Genomic DNA, 26,830 nt, shown 5'->3' with positions numbered 1-26,830 from the left:
GTCCCTTCACAGTTACCAGCAAAAATCCATGCAGGATCGCCTTTGTCGATGGGATTATTGCCCGGCTGCCGAATACGTTCTTACGGTCAGCGCAGTAAATGTGCAGGCCTGCCGGATCGTTACATCCTCTCTATAGTATTGCCAGAAGTTCATCCAGCATCTGGGTCTGCCGTTTATCATATACAGGCAGGCAGTACCCATCCAGGCGCTCTCTTACCAATTCCTGGGCCTTTAAGATGACAGAGGGCATACCCAGCTGCTTCCAGTTATGGTATATCTCACTGTTGAACAGCCTGGGATGAAATAATTCTTTCTGATACAGCTCCAGAGTCTCATCCTCCAGCATATAGGTCCCCCCCGGCCCTACCCTTCTGATCATGTCCATATGGATGGACTCCTCTGTTATATAATCACGGTTTTCCACTGAGAATCTAGCCTCCAGCATCTCCTCATCCAGCACATATTTTTCCAGGCTGAACACATTCAGACAGTCCATCTCCCCAAATGCATGGAAAATAAAATCCGTATCGCAGTCAAAAGTGGTCATCAGAGACACGGCTGTCTCGGCGCCGTCCTGCCAGTCAAGCTGCTTCGCGCCTGAGAGGGAGCCGCCCACCCTGGAGGGAATGCCGTAAAAGTCAGCCATTGCCTTTGCATACTGCATGAAGACCGCAACCTCCGGTCCCCAGGAGATGGGAACTGCCTTTCTCATATCCGCGCTGTAGGTCACATTGCCGTAGACCACCGGAACGCCGGGATTTACCACCTGAGTCATGAGAATGCCTGCCAGTACCTCCGCGTTGTTCTGCACCACCGTACCGCCCACTGTGATGGGGCTTGTCATCCCCGGCGCGGAACAGCAGGTGATCACAACCGGCTGGTTCCTTTTTACATAAGCCAGGGTGGCTGCCACGTCCTCCCTGCTGTACCTGAGGGGGGAACTCACATTTTCCACGCCTATCGTAAAATATTCCCCCATGTCTTTGTAAAAGTCCTTAATGAACTCAATGGATTCCGCTGCGCTCTTTCCTGTCTCACAGGATGCGATTAGCGGCTTTTTGGAATATTTCAGGCTCAGGACGGTCTTTAGCAGTTCCACCTTGCCATCCGGAAGCCCGGAGGCATAGATACCCGGCACGCAGCACAGGTTCACCAGACGGCTTGTCTCGTCCATCTTGGTGGCATCAATGTAATCTTTTACCGTGGGGGTGCATATCTCCCCGTCTCTCAATATGGTCATGGCACCTGAGGCAGTGGAGACAGCCTTGCCTCCATCCCCTATTTTCAGGCTGGCAAAGGGCGTCTCTATGGTAAAGCTGGGCTTCAGGCCTTTCAATATTTCCTCTGTGAGAGAGCGTTCAAAATAAACCCTCTGTCCCTCCACACGGATCCCTCTCTTTTTGAATACCTCCAGAATTTCACGGTGTTCAAAATTCACGCCCACACGCTCCAGAATTTCCAGAGACTTCTCATGAATCATCTGCACTTCTGAATCTTTTATCTTCTTCACGAGCATAGCAGGTTTTTCCTCTCTTCCTGTGCCGGCTCTGCCATGGTCCCGGCCTTCAATTGATATCACATGTTCTTACTCCAAAGATGCCTTCAGGATCTCCAGCGTACCTTTTGTTCCGTCCAGTCTTACAAAATCCCCGGTCTTCACCCGAACACACGGGTCATCCTCTTTTGAAAAATCCACCACTGTGGGAATCTGCATAACAGCGCTGGCAACCCCTGCACTGCTGTCTATTTTGGAAAATGCCCATCCCCTGGGCGCAGAGCCGGCGGCTCTTGCTGCCCCGAAATAGCAGGACCATCCGTTGGAGCCTTTACTGCCCGGCATGATCAGAATGGTATCCTTTATACTTTTCCCTTTATTGATGTTCTCATAATCCTTTATCACACCTGTTTCCGGGTCGATGCCGCCCCATCCTGTGATACTGTCCGCGCACACCAATGCTTCACCTTCCACAATGCCCGGTATCACACCTCTGCCCTGCAGCACTATTTTTTCCACCGGTATTCCTCCTTCCAAACGCCAGATACTGCTGCGTCTATGCAGCGGTATTTATCCGTATAATAGACACGTTCGGCGCAGCCTTCTGAGCGCACGCTTCCGGACTGTTTCAGACTGTCATAGACCTGCCCTTTGTAGCGCTTTAAGAAACAGTCTCCTATGGTGACCGGACAGGTACTTGTCTGTATGGTTCCTCCTGCATCTTCGATCATCTTCGTATATCCGTTTAAATCCGCCATGGCCTTGATGGGATATACGGTCCATATCATAAATCTTACACCATTGTGTATCTTTTTGCCACAAATATAATCCGCTGCCTCTTTAATCTGATGGATATCATAATGAGGGCAGCCCAGGCTGACCAGATCCACAGAGCCTCCTTCTGTCTCACACAGAGGCTCATAAGCGGAACAGATATCCTGCTGCGTCAGCGTAAATTCCTCCTGCACCTCGTGTCCCATAAAAGCCTCCTCAAGTGTATTGGCTTCCGGGGTGATCCCCACGATATGGCACATCCTGCAGTTGGTGGTAATAGCAAGGGCAGTAAAAAAACTTTTCAGCTTTACAAAATCCACACCCTCAAAATTGCCGGTAAGGACCGGTGTGCAGCCGGTCAGCGGCAGCCGTTTTCCCATGGCTTTTCCCAGCAGCTCCCATTCAACAGGGGAGTCAAGGGCCGCCTCCACATGAATCAAATGGGTCCCGTAGCGGTTTTCCTTCACATGGTATCCCCAGTAAGGTGTCCTGCCGCAGATGGCTGACCAGAAAGCCGCTTCGATCCCATCTGCATTGCAGCACGCTCCCCATATGGAGTTGCCCATGATGGTAACGCCTGACTCTGTAGTCACAAAATGCTCCCCGCGCACAGGCAGCCACCCCATCAGATAAGGGGAGCAGGAACCGGCTATGGTAACTCCTGCTTTTCTGGCCTCCTCCAGATAGTAACTGTTCTTATCAAAATCCTCTTTGGGCTGATTGAAGATCTCATGATCAAACTGGTCGCTGGCAGCCACGCAGGACTGCACATAGCAGTCCTTGTCCACGCTGTCAAAGACGATCCGCTCATCACGGGCCAGGTTCATCCTGGAAAATACCTCATGGAAATCTTTACTTTTACAGACGCCAAGATAGGTATGGCTCCCGCAGAACACAGTGGCCTTTGTCACTTTACAGAGTTTTTCCGCCCCCAGGACCCGGGCATACTGCACGATATTTTCCAGAGCAGTCTGGCGAAGCTTTCCCTGTTTTCCGTCCAGGATCTCCTGCTCTTCTTCTGTCAAATGAATCACTTGCTCTCCTCCGTTTCCTCCAGGATCTCAATGATCCCCTGGTCTGCATCCACAACGATCCGGTCCCCGTCCTTCACAGTCTCATAAAATGCGGGGTCCACTCTGTCCACCATAGGCACCTCCATAATGATGGCACTGGACACCAGCACCGTTTCCGGATGCTCAATGATCATGGCTGCCGGTGAATTTTCCCTCTGGTTTAACTGGTAGAGGCCATCTGCCTGCACCACGGAACTGCCCTTTCCGCCGGGAAAGATCAGTGCCTTATGAGCAACGGATCTTCCCTCCAGATCATGGGCCTTCTCTATGACAGTGCCTGTGGCAGGGTCTATCAGATAGAACATGATATGGTCCTTTGATACAATGGCCTGCGCCTCCGCACGGCCCTCAGAAATCTTATGGCATGTAAATATTTTTCCCATATTATCTTACCTCCCCGGTTAGTGCTGCTTCGATACATGTGTCAAGGTCCCGGATAACAAAATGAATGCCTCTCCTCTGGGGATAGTAAGCACATTTCGGTGATTCCGTGATTCCGACTTTGCCTGTCAAATGCCTCCAGCAGGGCTGGTCCGGGCAGCTGTCAGGCACGATAAAACCGCCTGCGTCTGTGATGATCTGGTCAAATCCCATGCGGACTGCCATCTCTTTTACATGGCTGGATGTGAGGATCCACATCTCTTTTTCAAGCTTCTTTCCTTCCAGTTTTTCCGCTATGTATTTTACTTCCTCCAGTGTAAAATGAGGACATCCAAACATGGCAAAGTCAATTTTCCTGCTGCCTTCCAGAGAGATTTCTTTTAAAATCGCTTCTTTGTCCTCATTGGTGATCACCACCGTTCTCTTTGGCGCCTTACCTCCAAAAGCGGTCTCCAGATCAGGGGCTTCCGGGGTAATTCCCACAATATGGTACATGCCGTAAGCGCCTGATGTATTAAGCTGGGCACCCAGATTTCTCAGCGCCTCCTTCGTGATGGTTTCCTTCGGAAAGCCGGTAAATACAGGAATGCCCTCCCCGATCTTCTTGCCAAGCATACCGATGATATGATAGTCAAAATCATTCTTCACATCTGCCTGTATCTCCACCAGGATATCACCTTTTCTGTTCTCGTCCAGCAAAAGACCGTATTCCGGCACACAGCCTGTGATGGCTGCACAGAGGGCACTGTTAGCCCCCTCCCGGTTGGTCCTGGCTCCCCACACCGCGTTGGCGTAAGGTGTGGCGCTGGATTCCGAGAAGGCGATCACCTCCCGGTAATTCGGTACATTTGTGTCAATATAGGGGGTACAGTTATAGGAAAGCTGTGCTCCCAGTGCTTTGTAGGCATTGTGTGTTCTCTGCATCAGATCCGCATATTCCGGTGCCACCATGTCCCTGTTTTTGAAGAATTCCAGGCAGAAACCGGGATTGACTGTGGGAGTTATCCGGCATTTCGCGCCGCCTGCAAGCATCTTCTCCGCAAACCACAGGTCTGCCTCCTGATTTGACAGGGCAACATGTGCCCTGGTGATGGGAACCATCCTTTCAGCGCCGAAAGACTCGCCGATCGCCGCCTGTATTTTCATGGCATAGGCTGCTCCCTTTCCATATTTTCCATCCAGCATATCCTGCTGGTGCTGTGTTAAATACATGTATGATCCTCCTCTATTTTTTATTTGTCCAGTACAGTCCGGGCACTTTTTAAAAGCCCGCCGTCGTGAATCCAGTCTTTGAGTTTTTCCAGGTAAGGGTATATATAAATATCCTCCTCCATGACGGGCACCAGGTCTTTCATTGCCTCCAATACAGCCGCGGTCCCCTCTCCCCTTGCCAGGGATGCGTCCACAAACTGCTGCGCCTGGTATGCGGAGAGCAGTTCGATCGCCAGGACATACTCAAATTTTTCTGCTATGCTGAGAGCCTTTTTACAGGCATTGTATCCCATGGACACATAGTCTTCCTGGTTGGCACTTGTGGTCACACTGTCCACAGTGGCCGGGGTAGACAGGATCTTCATATCATTCAGAAGCCCTGCCTGTGTATACTGGGGTATCATAAGTCCGGAATTCAGGCCGGGTCTTTTGATCAGGAAATAAGGATGTTCCGACAGTTTTTCATCCAGGAAGCGCACATTTCTGCGCTCCGACATTTTCGCCGCCGCTGTGGCTGCAATGCAGGCGGAATCCATCTCAATCCCCACATAGGAGGCATCCGGATTTCCGTTGGAAAACACCTGCGGGTCATCCGGTTCCCCACATACAATGGGATTATCCGCACATCCGTTGATCTCCACCTCAATTGCCGCCCAGGCATCCCGCAGGGTCTTCTTCACCGCGCCGTGAAGCTGCGGGATACACCGCAGTGACAAGGGATCCTGCACATGGGTACCCTCTGCCTTCTTTATCACCTGGGAACCACGGAGCATCCGCTTGATAAGAGCCGCCGTCTCCAAAAGTTCTTTCTGGGGGCGGCAGTTGAGCACTCTGTCATCGTAGGCCCGCAGAAGCCCGTTCAGCATCTCAAAAGACATGGCTGCCACCACGTCAGCAGATTCCACTGCTTTCAGCAGATCGTAAATACCGATAGCTGCCAGGGCCGTAGGGGAGGAAGTACCGTTCAGAAGTGCAAGCCCTTCCTTGTAGCTGGGTGAAAACGGCTCCATGCCGGCCTTCCTAAGTGCGGTCTTGCTGTCAGACAGCTCCCCACGGTAATACATCCTTCCCTCTCCGATCAAAGCTGCCGCAATATGTCCCTCCGCGCACAGATATCCCACCGAACCTTCCCGTGGCGTGTAGGGTATGAGATCCTTATTCAAAAAGTCCCGGTAATGTTCCAAAAGCTCCATCCGCACACCGCTCATGCCCATGCCAAGGCTCTGTAAGACCATCAGGATAATGGCCCTTACCTCTTCCTCTTTGAAAGGCTCCCCCACACTGGTGGAATGGGTCAGGATAATATTACGCTGTAATTTTTCCGCGTCCTCTTTTCCTATAGTCTTTGTGACCAAGGCCCCAAAACCTGTGGTGGTGCCATAGACTACCCGCTCCTCCTCCACGCATGTCTCCACAATTTTTCTGGATTTCTCTACCCGCTGCCTGTATTCCGGGGAAAAATCCACCTCCGCATGAAAACGCACCACTGCCATAAATTCCTCTATGGTCAGTTTCCTGCCTAAAACTACTTTTGTCATTTTTTCTTCCTTCATCTGCTTTCCCCCTTTAAAAGTTTCTGCACACTACATTTCCGTCTGCCGCTATAGGCATGTATCTGGCTTTTGTCCCCTGCACCATGTCCCCATAGATGGCAATGTAAAACGGACGGTAAACCTTGCGCTCCTCAACCGGCTTTATGGCTAAATTCCTGCCCACATGGCGTCTCACCATCCGGCCTGCCATAATGGCGCCGCAGTCTGTGAGCCTCTTGTCTTCATAATATGTGGGCTGGATATCATTTTCTTCCACATCCTTTACTTCTGTTGCTATATCATCCTCCACATAGGAGGCACTGCAGGTGGTAGCTTCCACCATCACACGGATCTTTTGTCTGTCCTCGTCTTTTTTCTTCTTGATGGTCTTGACAATGATATTGTCTTTGTACATCATTTCATATGTAATATAACGGCTTTCCAGATACATAATACGGAGGTTGATTTTCTTACTTCCAAACAGGGCACGCACGATGGGATTTTTCCCACCTTTTGCGATTCTGAGAGCTTCCTCCTCTTTCATCTTTACAGGAAAACATTCTATTTTCATTTACCTATACCTCCTTACAAACCTTATCCTTGCCGGACTGCCTGCCGCTTCGTGACCGGTGCTTCCCATACAGTCATATGTGCCGTCTCTTCTCTTTTTTTCTGCACAGGACTTTGCAGCTAACATGCCGCGCAGCCCTGTGCTGAATTACTTTATTTTTTCTTTTTCTTGTCACTGCCTTTTTTGCCTGTGGCAAAGGAAACTACTTCTGTACAATATTTCAGGAAAACGCCCACAGTTATAAGAATGGCGATTCCCGGAGCCATGATACCGATTATAAAATCCACACTGTTCAACATTCCATATCCATAAATACATGCCAGCACAATATAGAGGAGCACCAAAGCGCCGTCCACACCCAGCCATTCCACTTTCAGCTCTGCTCTTTCCTGTTCTGTCAGTTCACTTGTCTTTTCTTTGGGATCTTTCATCTCTGCTTCCTCCTTACATTCCTTTCAGTCTGCGTTCCGCGCTCAAATCCTTGCCAAAGCGGTTTCCAATGAGGAAGGCCACAAAGGAGAGGGGCAGACCGATGAGAACCGGGTCAATGGTTACGCCTGATATGGTAACAGGCCATACATACTGGAATATGATCCAGGTAACACCACCTACAAGCATACTGGCAATACCTGCCACATTCGTCTTTTTGCCGTCAAACATCAGGGCTGCGATGATCGGCACAAACAACAACGTCATACTGATACTGCTCAAAAACAGGAACGCGTCATACACGCGGTCAAATCGGAATGCGGTAAAGAGACCGATAATACCGAAAATAACTGCTGCCACTCTTGTGATCGTAATGCTGACTTTATCCTTCAGCTTTTTGTCTCCTCTGAGCATGTAAATAATATCATTAGAGATGATCTCTCCGCCAATCAGGTAATAACTGTCCAGCGTGGAGATGATGGCCCCCAGAATCCCTACCACAAACAAACCTCTTGCCACAACCGGCAGATACTCGATCACTGTAGCCACATAGGTAACTTCCGGCTGCACAGCTAGTGCTGTGTCACGGACGCGGATAATGGTTCCTGTCATAATGGTGACCACGTCGAAGGAGAGCCAGATGGAAAAACATAAAAGCATGGCTCTTTTACCTGTTTTCGGAGAGTTAGCTGCTGCAAATCTCTGATAAAACGCAGGGTCCTTATACAGATTGATACAGAGAATGATCAGGATAGCAGCCTGCGGAACAGGAATTCCGCCGAATGCGGTGAGCATCTCCGGAGCCGGACCGCTCAGTGCCGCTTTGATGCCTTCCAGTCCGCCCACGCTGAAGAACAGTTTTGGGAATGCGGAGGATACACAGGTAACCATCAGGAAAAAGAAGATCATGTCCGTCACAGCCACACCCATCAGGCCGCCCAGACAAGTAACACCTATGGAAATGGCAACTACAATGGCTGCCACCATGACCTTATCCGCATGCCAGGCACCTTCGCCTACATATCCCACTGCTGCGATCTCACCGATGGACAGACAGGTGATCACAATAACGATCGCACCCAGGACAGCCGCAAATTTTCCGTAGTGTACCCGCAGAAGGTCAGGGATGGTTCCCTTTGCCTTCACGGAAATTCTGGGTGCCACCCACAGGGCTAGGGGAAAACGCACTGCATGGGCACCGATGGACCAGATAAAGAATCCTGCAAAACCCATGGTTGTGGAATAGCCTACGGTTCCCACAACACCTGCGCCGCCGTACCAGGATGCCATCAGGGTACCCACCACCAAAGACCAGGGCAGAGCCCGGTTTGCTTTGTAAAAACTGTCCATATCCTGTGAGGTCTTGGAAAAATAATATCCCACTACCAGAATACCGATGAAACAGATCACGACTACTATGTTGTCAATAATGGTCATAAAAACAACCTCCCTCTTCTTTTGCTTTTCCTTTTGTCATACGGCTTTGCCGTATGCACTTTTTCCCGTTACAGGTCAAATCCCTCCAGAGCCTTCTCAAGCACAGCTCTCTGCTTTGCCGTGTACTTTGGCTGGGTGTATTCTCTCAGGCGTTTTTCCACCCGCTCTTTTGCTTTTTGTTCTACGGATACTCTTCCGTTCCGCTCCCAATCCGCATAATTTTCCAGACTGTAAAGCTCCGGATAATAGATCTCTGTCCGGTAGCGCAGGATCGTCTCCTCCTCTGCCAGGTAATTTCCTCCCGGCCCTACCTCCTCGATCGTTTCCAGATCCATATCTTCCTCTGAGAAAATGTCAATACTCTCCGCAGATTTTCTGGCAGCCATCATCTGTTCATCCAGCACGTATTTCTCAAAGCTGAATACATTCAGGCCGTCCATCTCCCCGAAGGAATGGAAAATAAAGTCTGCCTTTACATCCAGGCTGGTCATAAGGGACATGGCTGTCTCCGCGCCGTTCTGGTAATCCAGCTCTTTGCCCATAGACAGGGAACCGCCGGTACGGCATGGAATGTGATAGTAGTCTGCCATAGCCTTTGCATACTGGATAAACAGTGCTTCCTCACAGCCCCAGGAAACCGGCATGGCCTTTCTCATATTGGAGACATAGGTGGTATTTCCGTAGACAACCGGCGCTCCCGGATTCACAAGCTGGGTCATGATGACACCTGCCAGCACCTCCGCGTTGTTCTGTACAATGGTTCCGCCCAGTGTTACTGGACTTGTCATGCCCGGTATGGCGCAGCAGGCGATTACCACCGGAAGATTTCTCTTGGTATAGGCAAGCTGTCCTTCTATATCATCCTTGGCATAGCGCATGGGCGAAATAACATTTCCCACACCTATGGTGTAATACCCCTCGTCCGTATCATAAAAATCACGTGCAAGCTGTATGGTCTCCTCCGCATCCGTTTTTCCGAAGCAGGACATGATGACAGGATGGGTGGAATATTTCAGGGTAAGCGCCCCTTTGATCACCTCTGCCCTCTCCTTTGGAAATGCCGGGATATAAGTCAGCGGAGAGCTGGATAAGTTGATCATGCTGCTGGACGCATCCAGCTTACGGATATTCACATAGTCCTCCGGTGTGGGGTCATAGACTTTATTGTCCCTCAGGATCTTCCTGGACCCTGATGCGGAACAAATGGCCTGTCCCCCCTCACCGATCTTCAGTTCCTCAAAAGGTGTCTTCATCACAAAGCTGGCCGGTGCTGTGGACAGTGCACGCTCCACTGTCTCTTTGTCAAAATACACCCGGTTCCCCTCTGTGCGTAACCCCTGTTTCCTGTACAGTTCCAAAAGCTCAGGGTGCTCAAAATCCACACCTACATGCTCCAGCAGATACAGGGTCTTTTCATGGATCGTCTCCAGTTCCGTTTGCTTTATCTGATTTATTAACATATGCCATCCTCCGTTTACAGTTTTACAATGGCTCCCACTTCAATCTTCATTCCGCCCCAGAGTTCAAGTGCAACACCGCATCTTGCAGGAGGACATTCCGTGCCGAAAAATTCTGTGTATATTTCATTCATGGCATCAAAATCCTTCATTGTGGATAAGAACACATCGCATTTCACCACGTCCTCCAGAGTTGCCCCCATCTCCTCCACCAGCAGTTTCAGGTTGCCAAGCGCTGCTCTTGTCTCCTCCTGGATGGTTCCGTGAATAATGTCTCCTGTCTCAGGGTCAAGGGCTATCTGTCCTGAAACAAAGGCAAAACCGCCTGCAATGGCAGCCTCAGCCACAGGGCCTCCGAACACTTTCATTCCCTTTGGGGTAAATACTTCTTTCTTCATTTTGCTGTAACTCCTTTCCATTTTCGTCATCTGACGGATACTCTATTTGTATCAGCAATTCGTCGGAAAACCGTCTGCTGTCCAATACTATTTTTTTAAACCTGCCGATTTCCTGCTTTTTTTATAAAAAAACAGACACGGAGATCTCTCACCGCATCTGTCCCTAATTTTCCATCATTTTCAGTTCTTCCCATAAAAAACTACTGTCCAATTTCTTAGCTGTCCGGTCCGCAAGCTCCCGACAGCGTTTTCCCTCTTCCGGTCTGCCTTCCGCCTCTGCGATCAGCGCGCAGCACAGATCTGTCTTGGCCTCCCCCCACAGGGAACCGGCCTGCATGAAGCAGGAACGTGCTTTCTCGGCAAATGCATTCGCCCCCTTCAAATCTCCCATCCGGCACAGCACAAGACTCATATCTGAGTAGAATACCCCCGCCTCACCGGATACCATATATTTCTCTCCGATCTCCACTGCTCTTTTTAAACAGCCGCTGGCCATATCCCACTTCTTTTGCCTGATATAACAGATTCCCATATGGTGATGGCAGGCTGACAGCTCTCTTCTGTAATGCTCAGTTCTGTCGTCTGCATGGTCAAGGCGTTTTACTGCCTCCATAAAAAGCTTCTCTGCCTGCTGATACTCTCCGTCTTTCATCCTACAGATGCCCAGATACCGTATCAGCATACACTCCTCCTCCAGATGATGATGGGTACAGTCCCTCATAAATGCCATACAGGTTTCGATCACATTTTGCATAAACGCATTCTGGCCTGTCAGGTCTCCGTATAAAATAAGCTGCAGGTAATTATAAAAAATATAATCCCTGTCTGAAATCTCCTTTGCCAGTTCCAGGCTCTTCTCAATGTATTTTTTCCCTCTGTGGCAGTCCCTGACAAACATCTCATAACGCCCGAGAAGATATTCCACGCGCATGCGTATGGGCGTCATCCGGGAATCCGTCTCCTGCAGGGATCTGATCTCCTCCGCCAACTCCACAAGCTCGTCTTCCTTTGCCAAAAAGCCGTCGATATTACCGCTGAATACCGCTTTCCTTGCTAACATAGGATAAAAGTCATAGGAAATCCTGTAGAATGCCTCCAGATACTCTACCTTAAACCAATACATTTTATACCGATCCCCGCACTGTTCATAGTGATGGATGACCAGGGAACAGGTCCCCAGATTCTTATGGCGCTCGTACTCCTGTTCATAATACCTGGCAATATAATTATGATATATATCCTTTTTTTCTTTTGGCAGGCAGCTGTATACATATTCGCGGATGATCTGATGGCGGAACCCATAGTGCACTTCACCGCTCACCAGTTTTTCATAAAGGATCTTTTTATCCAGCAGAGGCTCCAGTATCTGCAGAAGCTGCAGTTCTTCCATACCCAGGATCTGGTTGATCTCCCCTTTTGTCACAGGAAGGGAGAAAATGGACACAATATCCAGCATGACCCTTTCCCGTCTGGAGAGGCTTAACAGGCGGCTCTGGATAACATTTGACATTCTGTCCGTAAATGCAGCCCCGTTCTCTTTTCGCTCATAAAGCCGGAGGGATTCCATAAAAAACAGAGGATTGCCCTGGGTCTTTTTATAAATCTGTTCCACAAGCCGCGGATTGTCCAGAATGCCTGCATCGGTCGCCTCAATAACCTGCCTGGCCTCCTCCAGAGTAAATGGCTTTAACTCTATCTCTTTCAGGATTCCCCTTCCGATCAGAGGGATCTTGAAGCTTTTAATGTCATCGCCGTCATCCTCCCTGCTGGCAGCCACCACAAGCATCTGCCCCTGCCCCATGCGGAACAGCAGATTACTCATAAGCCGCATACTCATGGAATCCATCCACTGAATATCATCAATAAAAAGAAGGATCTTTCTGTCACGAAAATACTTTGTCAGGTATCGGAAAACCGACTCTGTCAGTATTTCAAAACGGGTCATAAAAAACTGTACATCCGAAGCGTTCTGCCGCAGCAGGATATCTGTGGGAGACTCCACATCCAATCCGTTTTTCTTACAGTATTCATCCACCTTTGCCATGATCCCATGCCACGGCATCAGATATAGATCTTTCTCCGTCTCACAGCAGGCCCAGGTAAACATCAGATAATCCGAGTCCTCCACCATTCTCTCGATCTGTTCCAGGAGCATACTTTTCCCCACGCCCGGTTCCCCTGTAATAAGAAAAGAACGATACCGCCTTTCCATATCCCCGTCCCTTGTGCCGATACGGGAATAGATGTCATAGAGAATATCCGCTCTTCCGAAAAAATATTCTCCCCTCTCCTCAGGCCGGCGTTTCAGCCTGTTCTTCATATCCGATATTTTCTCGTAAAGCTCCTGTGTCTCCTCCTCCGGTGACTCCTCCACTTCTTTCTCCAGAAAGGTTTTCAAGGACTGGAAGATTTCCATAGCGGAAAGGTATCTTCCCGCCTCCGCCAGTTTTTTCATGATAATGCGGTACAGTTCCTCGTCAAGCACCTCGTTCTGTATGAGGATCCTGCCGCTCTCTTCCAGAAATTCAAGCCCCTGTCCAATCTTCTGCCCCATGATCTTAAGCTGCAGAGCCTTTATGTAGCTTCGTTTCCGCTCAGACCTTTCCCCTTCTGCCCAAGCTTCAAACTCATAACAATTCTTTACAAAGAAAAACTGGAGAAATTCCCCTTTCCAGCTTTCCAGCAGGTTTTCCCTTGTAATATGTTCAATGTCTATATCTATATCCCTTTGCCGGTTCAGAACGATCAACGTGTTGCCTTCAACCGTGAGAATGTCCTGTCCCAGCACTTTTCTGATATTATAGACAGCATCCCTCAGATTCTTCCTGGCAGTGGATTCACTGCTCTCTGCCCACAAAACGCTGATTGCCTGGCTTCTGGATATCTGGCTATTCACACACAAATAATAAAACAGGCCTTCCACCTTCTGATAGGGAAAAGAAACCTTTTCCCCAAAAAGCAGTACACCCGGCCGTCCCATAAGCTGAACTTCTATGTCATGAGAATATCTTCTATCCATGTTTTCACCTTTACCTATTTTCTGTAAGATCACTTCCCGGTTCTGTCACTCTTTTCTTTAATGAAATTGCGCCTTTCGGACAGTTTGCAGAACAGATGGTGCAGCCCCAGCATTTCTCAGGATCGAACTTCACCTTACCTGCCTCGTCCTTGCAGAAAGCCTCAAAATTACAGATCTTCGTACATTTCCCGCACTGAACACAGAGATCTTCATCCCACAAAGTCTCGTAGTGGGAGGTTGGATAATGAAGCCTGGTCCCCAGGATCCTGGCCATTTTGGTGGGATAACAGTAAACGCCGTCACAGTTGCACAGCACATTATTTTCCCCTGACTGCATAAGCCCTTTTTTATTGATCCGGCGAATCAGTTTTTTCGTCTCCTCCAGTGTGAGGATGGTTCCGAGTTTTCTGTCATACGGCGTGTTTGGTCCTTTTTCCAGCTTGTTTATACACACATTCACAGGCTTTTCGGTACATCTGCCCATGGCTTTGCAGTTACAGGGCAGGATTATAAGCTCCTCCCCCAGTGTGTCCATCATATCAAAGGACTCCTGCAGGGTCAGATACTGGGTCTGGTGCATGGGCACATCTTTGCCGGCAGCTATGGCAAGGGCTGCCTGGGCTGTGCGGTCCATGTATACTTTCAGATCCCATTCATTTAAACGGTCCACTGTCTCCTGGGTAAATTCCCCATAGGCTTCCGGTTCATACTGGGCAAAATACGGATAGCGGGAATAGAAATCCGTCATTCTATAGAAGGTTTCTTTGCTGATGTCACCCTGGCACTTTTCCAGCACATTCCTCTGATAACTCTCAAAGAGCAGGCGCTCTGCCTCCTCTTTCCCCCATTCTCTGAGCAGACGACAGATTTCCTGTCCGGAAACGGGATCTCTTCCGAATCTGACAGCAAGCTCTGCCTCATGATCACGGTACATGGGAATGGCTGCCTCATAAAACACTTCCGGAACCTCCCATATCTCCATTGCTTTTCTGTAAGTATCCTTCATGCTTATCCCCCCATCTCTTGTTTTTTTCGTAAAATAAAGTTGTAAGAAGCGTAGCGCCGAATTGTCGAAAAAATGTCGGCTGGCGTCGGGAGGGAGTTTTCTTTATTTTACCTGAAATCCATGCCTGTGTCTACCGCGCAGCAGAATGCCGGGCTAAAAAGAGCCGGAGAAAAACAATCCCTGTTTCTCTCCGGCCCTGTTATGTCATTTCTTATCTTTTGCCTTTGCTTTTTTATCCCAGAACTCACAGTCATCCCTTCCGATAACCTTTGAAGTAAAGGGCGTCCCATCCTGTTTCTTATAATGCCTGGTTGCCCGAAAAACATACCTTGCCCCCACATATACAATGGGAACGTTAAAATACACGATCAGAATATTCCCCAAATCCGAGAAGGCCCACAGATTTCCCAACTCCAGCCCTGCGATATTGCAGAGGATTCCGAACGCTGCCACAAAAAGAGCAATGCAGCGCACCGTGTTAATGCAGATCTTATCTTTCCTGATCCTGTTTGCCGCTATTTCCGAGAAGCTGATCATCCCCAGCAGACAGGTAAAGGCGAACAGGCAGAAACACAGTGTCACCAGAAATGTCATCACAGCGTTCATAGCCGTTCCCGGTGTCAGCACTGCAATGGATTCCGTAAATTTCGGAAGCTTGTCAAGAGCTGCCCAGGTATCCGCTCCTGCTCCTGTCCAGCAGTGTGCCATTACAACCACAAATCCGGTCAGAGTACAGATCACAATGGTATCCAGAAAAACGCCCATGGAGGCGATCATACCCTGTTCGCAGGGATGTTTTGCATCCGCCGCTGCTGCTGACATGGTGATGGTACCCTGCCCCGCCTCGTTGGACATAAGCCCCCGCTTCACCCCCTGAGCCAGAACGGTTCCGAATACACCTCCGAAAAACGCATCCGGCTTGAAAGCGCCGGTAAATACAGCCTGGAAAAAGTAAGGAATGGTCTTAAAGTTCATCACAACCAGAACCAGCACCACTACAATATATAATACTGCCATGACCGGCACCATTTTGTCCGTCCATTTTGTCACCTTCTTAATACCGCCGAAAGCAATGACAGCCGTCAGGATAATAATGCCAGCCCCTACCACATAGTAAAAGACTGAATTCGTCCGGATCGTGGAACTTGTGACGATCTCCGCCATACGCCCTACAGAGGACACCACATTGAATCCCTGTGCCGGAAGACAACAGAGCGCATAGAGAATATACAGCACTGACAGAAAGATACCCACCCAGACTTTATTTCCCAGCAGTTTTCTTCCATAGAAAGGCAGGCCTCCCACGAACTCCTCCCCTTTTTTCTCCTTGAATATCTGCGCCAGTACACCCTCCATATAGGCAACGGCCATGCCGAAAAAAGCGGATACCCACATCCAGAACAGAGCGCCCGGACCGCCCACCGCAATGGCTCCGGTCACACCGATAATGTTGCCGGGCCCCACACGCATGGCTGAACTGAGGAAAAATGCCGCCAGCGGTGATATGCCTGTCTCCACGGAACGTTTCTCTGTCAAAATCTTAATGGCCTTTTTAAAATGTGTCACCTGCATAAATCCCAGTTTAAAACTGAAAAAAATGCCGGACCCTAAAAGCAGGATTATGGCAAACGAAAAACTGCCCAGAATGGGAATGTTCGCATACCATGCAAAATTGGTGGGAAAGTCCCACAAAAAATCAGACAGAGGCCCGATAAACCCAAAAACACTGTTGATTCCTTCAAATACAGCTTCCATACTTTACCCTCCTAAGTTGTCAGCACTGCAGAATCCCTGCTCCGTATGCAGGGAAATATTTCTGTCAGACTCATAAATTTGCCGCCCCTGCGTAACTATCCAACAGGTCTGAGCAGTTACGTTACTACAAGTATATGGTGTATTTTTTCTCATGTAAACATCCTTACTGTTCATTACGTTGCATATCGTGCTGAATCCGTTACGGTTTACAGACCACTGTCCCGGCAGGCATTTAGCGGCTCATTGACAATCCCGCCCTGACATTGTACAATACCCATATATTAACAGGAAAATATATACCTATATGATGAATATATCATAAATATTAGCAGACACCTTCCAAATTGTAAAATTATTTCTAAAAAAATATGAGGGAATAACTATGAAAACGTCTAAAAAAATCGCCTGGGCAGCCACATTTCTCACACTGCTCGTACTTGGTTATTCAACTGCCAAACCCGGACAGCAGGAAGCATTGATACCGCTTTCCCAGTATAATGAAAACTATTTTGATCAAACGAAAGATGCTGATTCCAATCAAGAACAGGAGTTTATCCCCATTCAGGATTACAATGAAAGAATGGCCGAATATCTAAAAGGGATCAGATAAATAAATTTGACAAACGTTCAGGCTTATGCTATAGTGACCGCATTAACAGTAAGGAGATTCAAAATGGGTTATAATTCAACAAACCAACCAAAACCGATTGCCAAAACCATCTCTGTACCATCCGCACCGATGAAACATTGTACAGAGTATGGCATATGATATACGCTATAGATTTCATCGGGAGATAACACAATAAAAGATTTAAGCTTGGGACCGCCCGCCGGACCGGTGCTTATATATGACAAGGAAAGTCTGCAAAATGTACGTTCCGTTTGTTTGTCATATTCAAAAGTACACGTACGCAGGTATTCTCATTTGTTTTATTGTTTATTTTCCCGTGACTATATTGTGTAAAAGGCTATGGACAATGTTTTGTCTGTAGCCTTTTGCTGTTATACCGATCATAAATGCGGCTTGTTACAAAGGGTTTATCCTGTAACCGGCCTGCACACAGCAGAAGGCAGATACATCTGAATGTATCACTGTCTTCTGCTTTTTTTGTGCGAAAAAGCCTCTTCCATGGAGGACACCGGCAGACACACACCTAGTACAGCATTGCGTAAGTTTCGGTGATAGAGTGCCTGATATTTTCGTCAGTGCAAGGCGCCGAAGCGACGGCGTAGCGGTTCCTACGACTAGCTTCGGCAACGCGGCACTGGCGTAAATAGCGGGTGCTATATCACTGGAACTTATGCAATGCTGTACTAGTATAAATACTGCCATCAAAAAACTTTAGATATTACCAGTAAAGAAAGGATCATTAAAATCATGAGTTTACTTGAGATCACAGGCCTTACCCATTCTTTTGGTGAAGGCCAGCTTTTTAAAAATGCAGAACTGACACTCAATAAAGGAGAACATATGGGAATCGTGGGCCAAAACGGCGCGGGGAAAAGCACGCTGATCAAAATCTGTACAGAACAGATCATTCCCGACACAGGCCGGATCACATGGTATCCCCAGACTACTGTGGGGTATCTGGACCAATACGCAATGCTTGCCCCCCATACAACTATGGAGGCATTCCTCCGCTCTGCCTTTCGTTCCCTTTATCTTCTGGAGGAAAAGATGAACCGCCTCTATGAGCAGGCTGTCACCCAGGATATGAATGCTTTAAAGGCAGCGGCCGGCTGCCAGGAGGAGCTTGAAATACAAGGTTTTTATACCATAGATACCCGCATAGAGCAGGTGGTCTCCGGCCTTGGACTGCGCTCTCTTGGTCTTTCCTGCCCTGTGTCACAGATGAGCGGCGGGCAGCGTGCCAAAGTGATCCTGGCTAAACTGCTGCTGGAAAAACCTGACGTTCTTCTTCTGGATGAACCCACCAATTTCCTGGACAAAGAGCATGTAGCCTGGCTGGCGGATTATCTCTCCTCCCTGGAAAATGCCTACCTCATCGTATCACACGATTTTGATTTTCTGGAAAAAACAGCAAACCGGATTTGTGATATTGACAACAGCAGGATCACAAAATACTATGGCACCTATTCCGAGTTCCTAAAGAAAAAAACACTGCTCAGAGAAGATTACATCCGTCAATATTCCGCCCAGCAGAAAGAGATCAAAGAGACCGAGGAATTCATCCGGAAGAATATAGCAGGCCGCAAAACCAGAATGGCCCGGGGAAGGCAGAAGCAGCTTGACCGGATGGACAAAATGGAGGCACTTGATCTAAGAGAATTAAAACCATATTTTCGTTTTGCCGGCCTTCCTCTGACTGCCACTGAACACCTGACTGTCCGCCACCTGTCTGTGGGGTATCACTACCCACTTTTATCAGACCTGAATTTTTCCATTACCGGTGGACAGAAAGCCGTCATCACAGGATTTAACGGCATCGGAAAGTCTACGCTGCTTAAAACACTGCTTGGTCAGATTCCTGCGCAAAACGGCAGCTATGCATTTTCCCAACAGGTGAAACCAGGATATTTTGAACAAGACCTGCACTGGCCGGACAGTCTCCTCACCCCTGTCCAGATTGTGTCAGATGCCCGCCCTGACATGACGGTGAAGGAGATACGGAAGCATCTTTCCCTCTGCGGCATCACCAGCAAACATGCGGCCCAGGCCATCGGGACTCTGAGCGGCGGCGAACAGGCCAAAGTTAAAATGTGTCTGCTCACCCTCACCCCCTGCAACTTCCTTATCCTGGATGAACCTACAAACCATCTGGATATCCAGGCAAAAGCCTCCCTGAAGACAGCCCTTTCAGACTTTCCCGGCAGTATACTCCTTGTCTCACATGAGGAGGCATTTTACAGCGGACTGGTCCATAAGACGATCGATATTGAAAAGATCATACGGAAAAAATAGCATCATAAAACACTTTACTGCTCCCGGCCTGCAGCCTCAGACTTCATCCACACTATTACACCGGCAGAAATGTCTTTTGTATTTCTTCCTGTACTTTAGTCGATGACAGCACATCATACCCAGTCAAGGCCAGAATACACGCACCTCTCTCAGCAGTCCGCTGACCTTGCTCAGACACCGTGCGCTCTGCCACCTCCCTGGTATGAAGTACGAGATTTTTATCCCCAAGCCCGATAAACCCGTGGGCAGCCGGTGCTACATGGCTTACATTTCCCATATCCATGGAACCCATTTCCCGACAGGCAGGCTGCAGGTCTGTCTCCCCCATAAACCTGAAATTCTCAGACATCAGCCTTCCCAAAACCGGGTTGGTTACCATATCATCATTAGAAAGTTCATAATAATCAATCTTCACCGAAGCTCCTGTCATCTCAGCCGCCCCTCTGGCACATTGTTTTGCTTTTTCCACCACCTCATTCAGGGTTTTCCGCTTACCTGCCCTGAAATTAAATCTTGCCTCCGCATACTCAGGGACAATATTGGGACGAAGCCCTCCTTTCGCTATGATCCCATGCATTCTCACATCGTCCGGCACATGCTGGCGCAGGGCATTGATCCCGTTAAATAACAAGATTACCGCGTCCAGGGCATTGATGCCTTTTTCAGGGGCAGATGAAGCGTGAGCAGTCCTGCCGTAGAACCGGAAACGCACGGCATCCAGGGCCAGAGAACTGCCGCTTTCCTTGGATTGCCCGTCAGGATGAAGCATGATGGCTGCCAGGACATCGTCAAATATCCCTTCTCCTGCCATAGTGACCTTGGCTCCATTTGTCTCTTCTGCAGGCGTTCCCAGGACCAGTATCTCACCGCCTGTTTCATTCAGAACAGCCTTCAGACCCAGTGCCGCGCCAAAAGACATGGCTGCGATAAGATTATGGCCGCAGCCGTGGCCTATGCCTTCCAGAGCATCATACTCGCATAAAAAGGCCAGTTTAGGTCCCGGCTTTTCTCCCTTAAAGGAAGCCCTAAATGCAGTTGGGATTTTACAGATACCATGTTCCACACAGAAACCATGGGCAGCCAGATGATCTGTGAGAAGTTTTTCAGCGAATACTTCTTCCTCGCTGAGTTCAGGATGTTCATATAATTCCCTGGATATCTGCATGATCTCATCCCTGTATTTTCTTATTTCCCCAATGATTTTTTCTTTCATATTCTACTCCTTCCCCATACTAAAACGGACCATAATGAACTGCCTGGGCGATTATGATAAACACAGCCCCCAGAAGATATTCCAATAAAATCAAGGGACCGATAAAACGAGCCCACTTATTCCACGGTATTTTGCCCAGGGCCAATCCAGCCATCAAAAGGCCTGACGTAGGGGTAAATATGTTGGAAATACCGTCTCCCAGCTGAAATGCCAGAACAGATGTCTGGCGCGTAACTCCTACCAGATCAGAGAGGGGCGCCATAATAGGCATAGAAACTGCTGCCTGAGCACTTCCGGACGGAATCACATAATTCAAAAGACACTGGAACAAGTACATCCCCATAGCAGAAATCTGTCCCGGAAGCCATGCCACTCCTTTTGCGATTCCAAAAAGTATGGTATCCATTATCCCTCCCTGTTCCAGCACAACCAAAATCGCTCTGGCAAACCCCACAGCAAGAGCTCCTCCGGCAATCCCCATCATGCCTTTTGCCAGGTTCTCCCCGTATTGGTTAGGTGACATTTTGGTAAATAAGGCAGAAAGCACGGACATTCCAAAAAAGAGGGCAGAGATTTCCTGCAGATACCATCCATACCGGAACACCCCGAAAATCAGAACCCCGATGGTACCTGCGAAAGTCAGCAGCACCAGGATCTGTCCTCCTGTCAGCTTCTTTGATTCATCCATATCCAATTTATCTGTCCGATTTCTGTCGATTCCCCTGACTGTACTGATTTCCGGATTTTTCTTCACTTTTAATGCGTAGCGCAGTACATAGCATATTGCCATAGTAACCATGCAGATATAAAGAATTACCCGTAACCCCATCCCGGACAGAAGCGGCAGGCCAGCAATACCCTGAGCAATACCAACCGTAAATGGGTTCAAAAAGGCTGCCGCAAAACCTGCAGTGGATCCTGCCAGTACGATTGCAGTGCCCACCAGTGAATCATATCCGACAGAGGTAGCTAACAGGATCATGATCGGAATAAAGGGCAGGGTTTCCTCCGCCATCCCGTAAAGAGCTCCTCCAAGGGAAAACAAAAACATCATGACAGGTATAACAATAAATTCCTTCTTTCCCAGTTTATTTGTGAGCAGTGCAACCCCTGTATGGATTGCTCCTGTCTCCTGTACCACTTGAAAAGCGCCTCCCAGGATAAAAATCAAAAAAATCATACCTGCAGATTCCACGAGTCCCTGCGGTACTGATTCCAGAAGCCCCATAACTCCCACCGGTGACTGTTCACGATAATGAAAACTGTCAGGGTCTACCACTTCCTGTCCGCCGCTCCCCTCCACCCGGCTGTATTCCCCTGCCGGAACGATATAAGTAAGAATTCCGCAGAGCAATACCACGAAAAGCATTAATACATATACGTTAGGGACCGGAAGCCCCTTTTTTACCTTCTCTCTTTTCTTCATCGGCTATTCCTGCCTTTTCCATGGATTCATTACGGAGTTACTTAAAGCAGGACCGCAGGGAAATTCCTGCGATCCCGGCTGTTATTCTTTACTATTTCTCATTCCACTCCACATCCGGCGCTTCTGAGGGGAGAGGCTGGCAGCGGATTCTGGCTGCTTCCCTGAGTGTGATTCCCTGTTCCTGTTTCATACAAAACAGATTGCGGATGTGCTCTCTGATAATACTCTGGGAATCATCTATGAGTGCCTGTGCCTCCAGTGGAATCAGTCCGAAGGGTACCGCATCGCAGAGTCTTGTGGCTCCCAGATTCACGATAAAGTCCGGTGCTACCGGGATTCCCCTTCTCTCTAAAACTACGTCTGCTTCCGGAGTGGTGGGTATATTGGCCGCCTCCACGATCAGCTTAAAATCAAGTTTTTCAGCGTTCTTCCCATTGATAACCCCATCCAGCGCTGCGGGCATGAAAATATCACAGGATATGTCCTCCCACTGGGAGTTCTTCATTACTTTATACTCCGGCTTAAATGCTTCCTGATTCAGGTAACCCCTGTCTTTTACGGAATCTATCAACAGGTCCGCATCCAGCCCTTCTTCACAGTACACCATACATCTGGCATCACTGACTGCTACTATTTTATAGCCCATCTCATTCAGGCAGCGGGCCGCACCTGTCCCAACTGCGCCAAATCCCTGAATCATTACACTGGCTCCCGGTTTCCCCCCCATCTGCTTCCAGCTTTCATCCAAACCGGCTGCAGCACCGTAGCCTGTAATGGCATCATACATCACAAAACCTCTGTATGGCATATCAAACAAGGTATCATTGTCCTTCAGTCCCTGTATGATCTTGGGATCATTTTCATATTTTTTGGCTACCAGATGCGGAACTCCGGGAATGCCCATTTCCTTATAAAGATCCATTACCTGTCCATAACCGATTCCCAGATCACCGCCCAGGGAAACACCATTTTCCAAATAGGGCGAAATGGCAAGCAGAAACCTTTTTACCACTTCCAGCTTATCCGGTTTTGTATTGTCATACCGAATCCCTGCCTTGGCACCTCCACCTACTTTTGAATAGCAGGCAGCATACTTATAGCCCATCCCGGTGGCCAGTTTGATCACTTCTTCTCTGGTCACTGTCTCATGGACCCGAAGTCCTCCACTGCAGTAATTGCTCACAAAGTTAAAACAACAAAGCCAGCCTACGGCATCCGTTTCCGTATCGTTCCATTCAACTACAAGATAAGGTTTATTTAACATACTTATGTCCTCCTATAAATTTTTTAAACATTTACTTTTTGATCAATATCCCCAAACACATTTTCTCTCCTGCTCTTTCTGTACAGGAAGAATGCACTGACGCCCCCTGCTGTCAAAAGAACCAGGGTAAATACAAACATATAGATATATCCCGTATTCCCGTATTTATCCAGCCAGTGACCGAACAGGGTATGTTGGAAAAGGTCCGGGGCATACGCGATTGCCGCGTACAGTCCCATAGCGGTCCCGCTGGCATTTCTTGCCACATTTGCCTCCGGAGTCATAGCCAGACAGATGTTGGTGAACAAAGTAGAGAGCACTCCTGTCCCAAGGGATACCGCTACCAGCACGCCAACCGGCACGTAGGCCGCAAAAAGCAGCACCAGCACAAAGAGGGTGATCAAAAACACCGCTCCGAATATTACCATACGCGAAACATATTTTGTCTTTGTGGCAATCTTTCCAAGGATTGGGCTGAAAAGTCTTCCCCCATACATATTGAGTACCCCCAGAACTCCTGCAAACGTAATCGCGACACCGAATACATCGTGGAAATACGGCACGAAATAGGATGCGGTGAGGGTGGTGGAATACAGGCAGAAGCCACAGATGATCATCATCCAAAGGCCCGGTTCTTTCATGACAAGGAGAAGCTGGCTGAAAGTGAACTTATCTTCTTCCTCCCCTTCTTTTTTCACGTCCTTTACTTTCCTAAATACCAACATACAGCCTAAAGCCGCCGCCAGGGTGAATCCTGCATAAGTCCAGACAACTCTGGAAAATGCAGTGGCCTGGCTGACTTTATTTTCAGACAGATCATAAACGTATAAGGAAGCAAAATTAATGATCATATAGCTGATAGACTGGGCAAAGGAAAAAAATCCAATAGATTCTCCCACTAATTCATCAGGCACGATCATTCGGGGCATTTTAAAGATTGCAGGATTAAACACAAAAAATGTGGTCAGTCCAAAAAGTCCCCATATGATATACATATTGATAACCGACGGCGCCATGGCAAGCCATATACTCAGCACTGTTGTTCCCAGAAGTGAGACCACAATACACTTTTTATAATCCAGTTTGTCTGTTACAAATCCTCCGATCAGATTAAACACAATATTGCCGAATCCATATACAGACATGATTAGACCCAGTTGTGTGTTTGTTGCTCCGGTGGCCTCCATCATGGGGCCGTAAAATACACCTTTGATATAGGGCAGAGAATAGGAAGCTGCATAGCATAGCCCTGCGATCATCAATGCCGCCATCACCCATCCGCTCAGACCTTTTTTTTGTTCCATCCCTTTCCTCCTTTCGCACACTGCTCTGCTTTGTTGATCTACGGTTTGTCACTCAATATGAGCAGGCCGTCCGCTGCACTCACGCCCTCGCCGCCGGGATATACAAATACCGGATTTATATCCATTTCCACAAGGGTATCTTTATACGCACATGCCAGACTGCTGACATTTACCAACACTTGCGCCAGTCCGTCTATATCAAGCTGCGGCCTGCCCCTGTACCCTAAAAACAGTCTGCTGCCCTTCAAAGATAGGATCATCTCCCTGGCCTCCCACAGATTCAGCGGAGCCGGGTAAAGCGCTGCGTCCCGGAATACCTCTGTAAAAATCCCGCCCAGGCCGGTAAGTACCATAGGACCAAGCTGAGGATCACAGGTAACACCAACAATGACCTCCATACCGGGATCCAGCATTTTTTGTACCAGTACCCCATGGATCACTGCCTGCGGCGCAAAAGCCGCGGCATTTTTCAGGATCTCCTCATAGGCAGCAGCAGCCTCTTTTTCACAGGAAATCCCCACCTTCACGCCTCCGGATTCAGATTTGTGAAGAATGTCTGCGGATTCGATCTTAAGCACTACCGGATATCCTATCCTCTCTGCCGCTTTTATCGCTTCTTCCTTTGAAATTGCAAGGTATTCCTCCGGACATGGGATACCGAACTCCTTAAAAAGCTGCTTTGCCTCATGTTCGGACAGCGCTTTTTTCTCCCCTGCATCTCTTTTAAGTTCCCGGGATCTTGCCATAATGGATAGTGTCCTATTCTCCATGGTTTCCAGATATTCTGTGTAATCCAGCAGCTTTTTGATCACCCGGTAGCCATAGTGAGGCGGAGGCAGGATCGGAACCCCCACAGCCCTCAGCCGGTTCAGTACCTCATCCTCCCTGCTGGATTCAATCAGGGGAACCACAGCAATCGGTTTTGTTTTCTCTTTTTCACAATAGCGGATCAGTCCGTTTAAAAAATCATATATTGTGATATCAGAAATATTTTTTGTGATCTGAAGGGATGTGATAAGCATCTCTATCTCCGGGTCCTCCAACACGATCTCCGCTACCTTTTCAAAGGTATCTCCATCCGCTCCCCCAGTAAGGTCCATGGGATTCTGGGCTGTTGCAAATGGAGGAAGGACCGTTTTTAAAGCAGTCACGGTCTGCGGGGAAAAATCCGGAAGCTTAAGCCCATGGAGATATCCCGCATCCGCAGAAATAGTGGTCTCACCGCCTGATATATTCACAAAGGCAAGTTTATTGCTCTTCGGCAGTACGGGCAGGGTTGCAATGGCCGTACACACGGAGAGGAGTTCTTCCAGATCGTCCACCCGTATAACACCGAACTTCCGGAAAAAGGCATCTATATTCTTATCCGAACCGCTCAGGTTACCGGTATGGGAAGCAGCGGCCCTGCTGCCTTTTTCTGACCGCCCTGCTTTTAAGATCACCACAGGTTTCTTCTTCTCTGTGGCTTTTTTCAGCACCTCAGCAAATTTGTCCGGATTCCGGATTCCTTCCATATATGCAGCCACTACTTTTGTGTTCTCGTCATCAACAAGAAATTCCAGATAATCCTCTATATTTACAACCTTGCAGTTACCAGCGGAGATCACATAGGAAAAACTGGTTTTTTCACTCTCCATCAGAGCCATACAGACCTGACCGCTCTGTGATACCAGACCAACCTTCCCTGCATATTCCCTGGCTTTGAAGAGGAAACCAAAAGAAAACACGCGGTCTGCAAAATTCAAAAACCCTGCACAGTTTGGTCCCATCAAAGCCATATCCAGCTTCCTGCACTGGAGAACCAATTCCTCCTCCAGTTTTTTATCCTCCGGTTTTCCGGTCTCACCGTATCCGCTTGCAAATACGACAGCACCTTTTGCCCCCTTCGCAGCTGCCTCATCCAAAAGGCCGGACACTGTGGTTTTTGGAGTGCAGATCACCACCAAATCTACCGTTCCAGGAATCTCACTTAGGGAACGGCAGCAGGGAATGCCAAATACCTCCTCATTTTTCAGACTGACCAGATACAGGTCCTTTCTGCGTTCTTTACACTGTTCAATAAACATTCTGCAGGCGAATCCAGCCATCGTTTCCTTTTCTGTTGCCCCAACGATCGCTATCTTTTCAGGCCGCAGCAGCCGGTTTAGATCCACATTGCCTC

At 48.5% G+C, this 26,830-nt stretch carries 21 protein-coding genes; 2 read left to right on the top strand and 19 right to left on the bottom strand.

What is annotated here, in order from left to right; translation table 11 throughout:
• Positions 1 to 130: 130 nt before the first annotated feature.
• From C6P39_RS20350 to C6P39_RS20285, 14 genes are all read right to left on the bottom strand, one after another.
• Positions 131 to 1,579 carry a trimethylamine methyltransferase family protein gene (locus C6P39_RS20350; RefSeq protein WP_242987090.1) on the bottom strand — a complete coding sequence of 483 codons (1,449 nt, stop codon included), beginning with the start codon at positions 1,577 to 1,579 and terminating at the stop codon, positions 131 to 133.
• 6 nt (positions 1,580 to 1,585) lie between these two features.
• Positions 1,586 to 2,014: an aconitase X swivel domain-containing protein gene (locus C6P39_RS20345; RefSeq protein WP_104804997.1), complete on the bottom strand. Its 429-nt coding sequence runs from the start codon at positions 2,012 to 2,014 to the stop codon at positions 1,586 to 1,588.
• The gene (locus C6P39_RS20340; RefSeq protein ID WP_104804996.1) at positions 2,002 to 3,303 is read right to left on the bottom strand and encodes an aconitase X; all 1,302 of its coding nucleotides are present in this window, start codon (positions 3,301 to 3,303) and stop codon (positions 2,002 to 2,004) included. The genes C6P39_RS20345 and C6P39_RS20340 overlap by 13 nt, the downstream gene beginning before the upstream one ends.
• Entirely contained in the window at positions 3,300 to 3,725 is a 426-nt protein-coding gene (locus C6P39_RS20335; RefSeq protein WP_095175180.1) for an aconitase X swivel domain-containing protein, read from the bottom strand. The genes C6P39_RS20340 and C6P39_RS20335 overlap by 4 nt, the downstream gene beginning before the upstream one ends.
• A gap of 1 nt (position 3,726) precedes the next feature.
• The gene (locus C6P39_RS20330) at positions 3,727 to 4,935 is read right to left on the bottom strand and encodes an aconitase X catalytic domain-containing protein (protein ID WP_104804995.1); all 1,209 of its coding nucleotides are present in this window, start codon (positions 4,933 to 4,935) and stop codon (positions 3,727 to 3,729) included.
• 20 nt (positions 4,936 to 4,955) lie between these two features.
• Positions 4,956 to 6,488, bottom strand: a complete 1,533-nt coding sequence (locus C6P39_RS20325) for an HAL/PAL/TAL family ammonia-lyase (protein WP_104804994.1) — start codon at positions 6,486 to 6,488, stop codon at positions 4,956 to 4,958.
• Between the two features lie 13 nt (positions 6,489 to 6,501).
• On the bottom strand, positions 6,502 to 7,038 hold the full coding sequence (locus C6P39_RS20320; protein ID WP_104804993.1) for a hypothetical protein: 537 nt from the start codon (positions 7,036 to 7,038) through the stop codon (positions 6,502 to 6,504).
• Positions 7,039 to 7,190: 152 nt separating this feature from the next.
• The gene (locus tag C6P39_RS20315; protein ID WP_095175176.1) at positions 7,191 to 7,469 is read right to left on the bottom strand and encodes a hypothetical protein; all 279 of its coding nucleotides are present in this window, start codon (positions 7,467 to 7,469) and stop codon (positions 7,191 to 7,193) included.
• Between the two features lie 13 nt (positions 7,470 to 7,482).
• Entirely contained in the window at positions 7,483 to 8,904 is a 1,422-nt protein-coding gene (locus C6P39_RS20310; RefSeq protein WP_104804992.1) for a sodium:solute symporter family protein, read from the bottom strand.
• Positions 8,905 to 8,972: 68 nt separating this feature from the next.
• Entirely contained in the window at positions 8,973 to 10,364 is a 1,392-nt protein-coding gene (locus C6P39_RS20305; RefSeq protein WP_095175174.1) for a trimethylamine methyltransferase family protein, read from the bottom strand.
• Positions 10,365 to 10,378: 14 nt separating this feature from the next.
• Positions 10,379 to 10,759, bottom strand: coding sequence for a RidA family protein (locus C6P39_RS20300; RefSeq protein ID WP_065542326.1), 381 nt, complete (start codon positions 10,757 to 10,759; stop codon positions 10,379 to 10,381).
• 163 nt (positions 10,760 to 10,922) lie between these two features.
• The gene (locus C6P39_RS20295; protein WP_104804991.1) at positions 10,923 to 13,778 is read right to left on the bottom strand and encodes an AAA family ATPase; all 2,856 of its coding nucleotides are present in this window, start codon (positions 13,776 to 13,778) and stop codon (positions 10,923 to 10,925) included.
• Between the two features lie 10 nt (positions 13,779 to 13,788).
• Positions 13,789 to 14,784, bottom strand: a complete 996-nt coding sequence (locus tag C6P39_RS20290) for a 4Fe-4S binding protein (RefSeq protein ID WP_104804990.1) — start codon at positions 14,782 to 14,784, stop codon at positions 13,789 to 13,791.
• A 204-nt stretch (positions 14,785 to 14,988) separates the two neighbouring features.
• Positions 14,989 to 16,539, bottom strand: a complete 1,551-nt coding sequence (locus C6P39_RS20285; RefSeq protein ID WP_104804989.1) for an alanine/glycine:cation symporter family protein — start codon at positions 16,537 to 16,539, stop codon at positions 14,989 to 14,991.
• 382 nt (positions 16,540 to 16,921) lie between these two features.
• On the opposite strand from C6P39_RS20285, the gene C6P39_RS20280 reads away from it, so the two are divergent.
• Together C6P39_RS20280 and C6P39_RS20275 are read left to right on the top strand one after the other, a co-directional pair.
• Positions 16,922 to 17,149 (top strand): hypothetical protein, encoded by a 228-nt coding sequence (locus C6P39_RS20280; RefSeq protein ID WP_104804988.1) that lies wholly within the window; start codon positions 16,922 to 16,924, stop codon positions 17,147 to 17,149.
• 768 nt (positions 17,150 to 17,917) lie between these two features.
• Positions 17,918 to 19,462 (top strand): ABC-F family ATP-binding cassette domain-containing protein, encoded by a 1,545-nt coding sequence (locus tag C6P39_RS20275; protein WP_104804987.1) that lies wholly within the window; start codon positions 17,918 to 17,920, stop codon positions 19,460 to 19,462.
• 55 nt (positions 19,463 to 19,517) lie between these two features.
• Here C6P39_RS20275 and C6P39_RS20270 read toward each other — a convergent pair whose 3' ends face one another.
• The 5 genes from C6P39_RS20270 to C6P39_RS20250 form a co-directional block, all read right to left on the bottom strand.
• Positions 19,518 to 20,675 carry a M20 family metallopeptidase gene (locus tag C6P39_RS20270; protein ID WP_104804986.1) on the bottom strand — a complete coding sequence of 386 codons (1,158 nt, stop codon included), beginning with the start codon at positions 20,673 to 20,675 and terminating at the stop codon, positions 19,518 to 19,520.
• A 19-nt stretch (positions 20,676 to 20,694) separates the two neighbouring features.
• Positions 20,695 to 22,101, bottom strand: coding sequence for a YfcC family protein (locus C6P39_RS20265; RefSeq protein WP_104804985.1), 1,407 nt, complete (start codon positions 22,099 to 22,101; stop codon positions 20,695 to 20,697).
• 91 nt (positions 22,102 to 22,192) lie between these two features.
• A complete protein-coding gene (locus tag C6P39_RS20260) occupies positions 22,193 to 23,365 on the bottom strand; it encodes a Glu/Leu/Phe/Val dehydrogenase dimerization domain-containing protein (protein ID WP_104804984.1) in 1,173 nt (390 codons plus the stop codon).
• A gap of 23 nt (positions 23,366 to 23,388) precedes the next feature.
• Entirely contained in the window at positions 23,389 to 24,669 is a 1,281-nt protein-coding gene (locus tag C6P39_RS20255) for an MFS transporter (protein WP_104804983.1), read from the bottom strand.
• Between the two features lie 38 nt (positions 24,670 to 24,707).
• Positions 24,708 to 26,822 (bottom strand): acetate--CoA ligase family protein, encoded by a 2,115-nt coding sequence (locus C6P39_RS20250; protein WP_104804982.1) that lies wholly within the window; start codon positions 26,820 to 26,822, stop codon positions 24,708 to 24,710.
• Positions 26,823 to 26,830: the final 8 nt, after the last annotated feature.

It is taken from the genome of Blautia marasmi (assembly GCF_900258535.1).
GTDB lineage: Bacteria > Bacillota > Clostridia > Lachnospirales > Lachnospiraceae > Blautia > Blautia hominis.
This window is presented reverse-complemented; position numbering and strand designations above follow the sequence as displayed.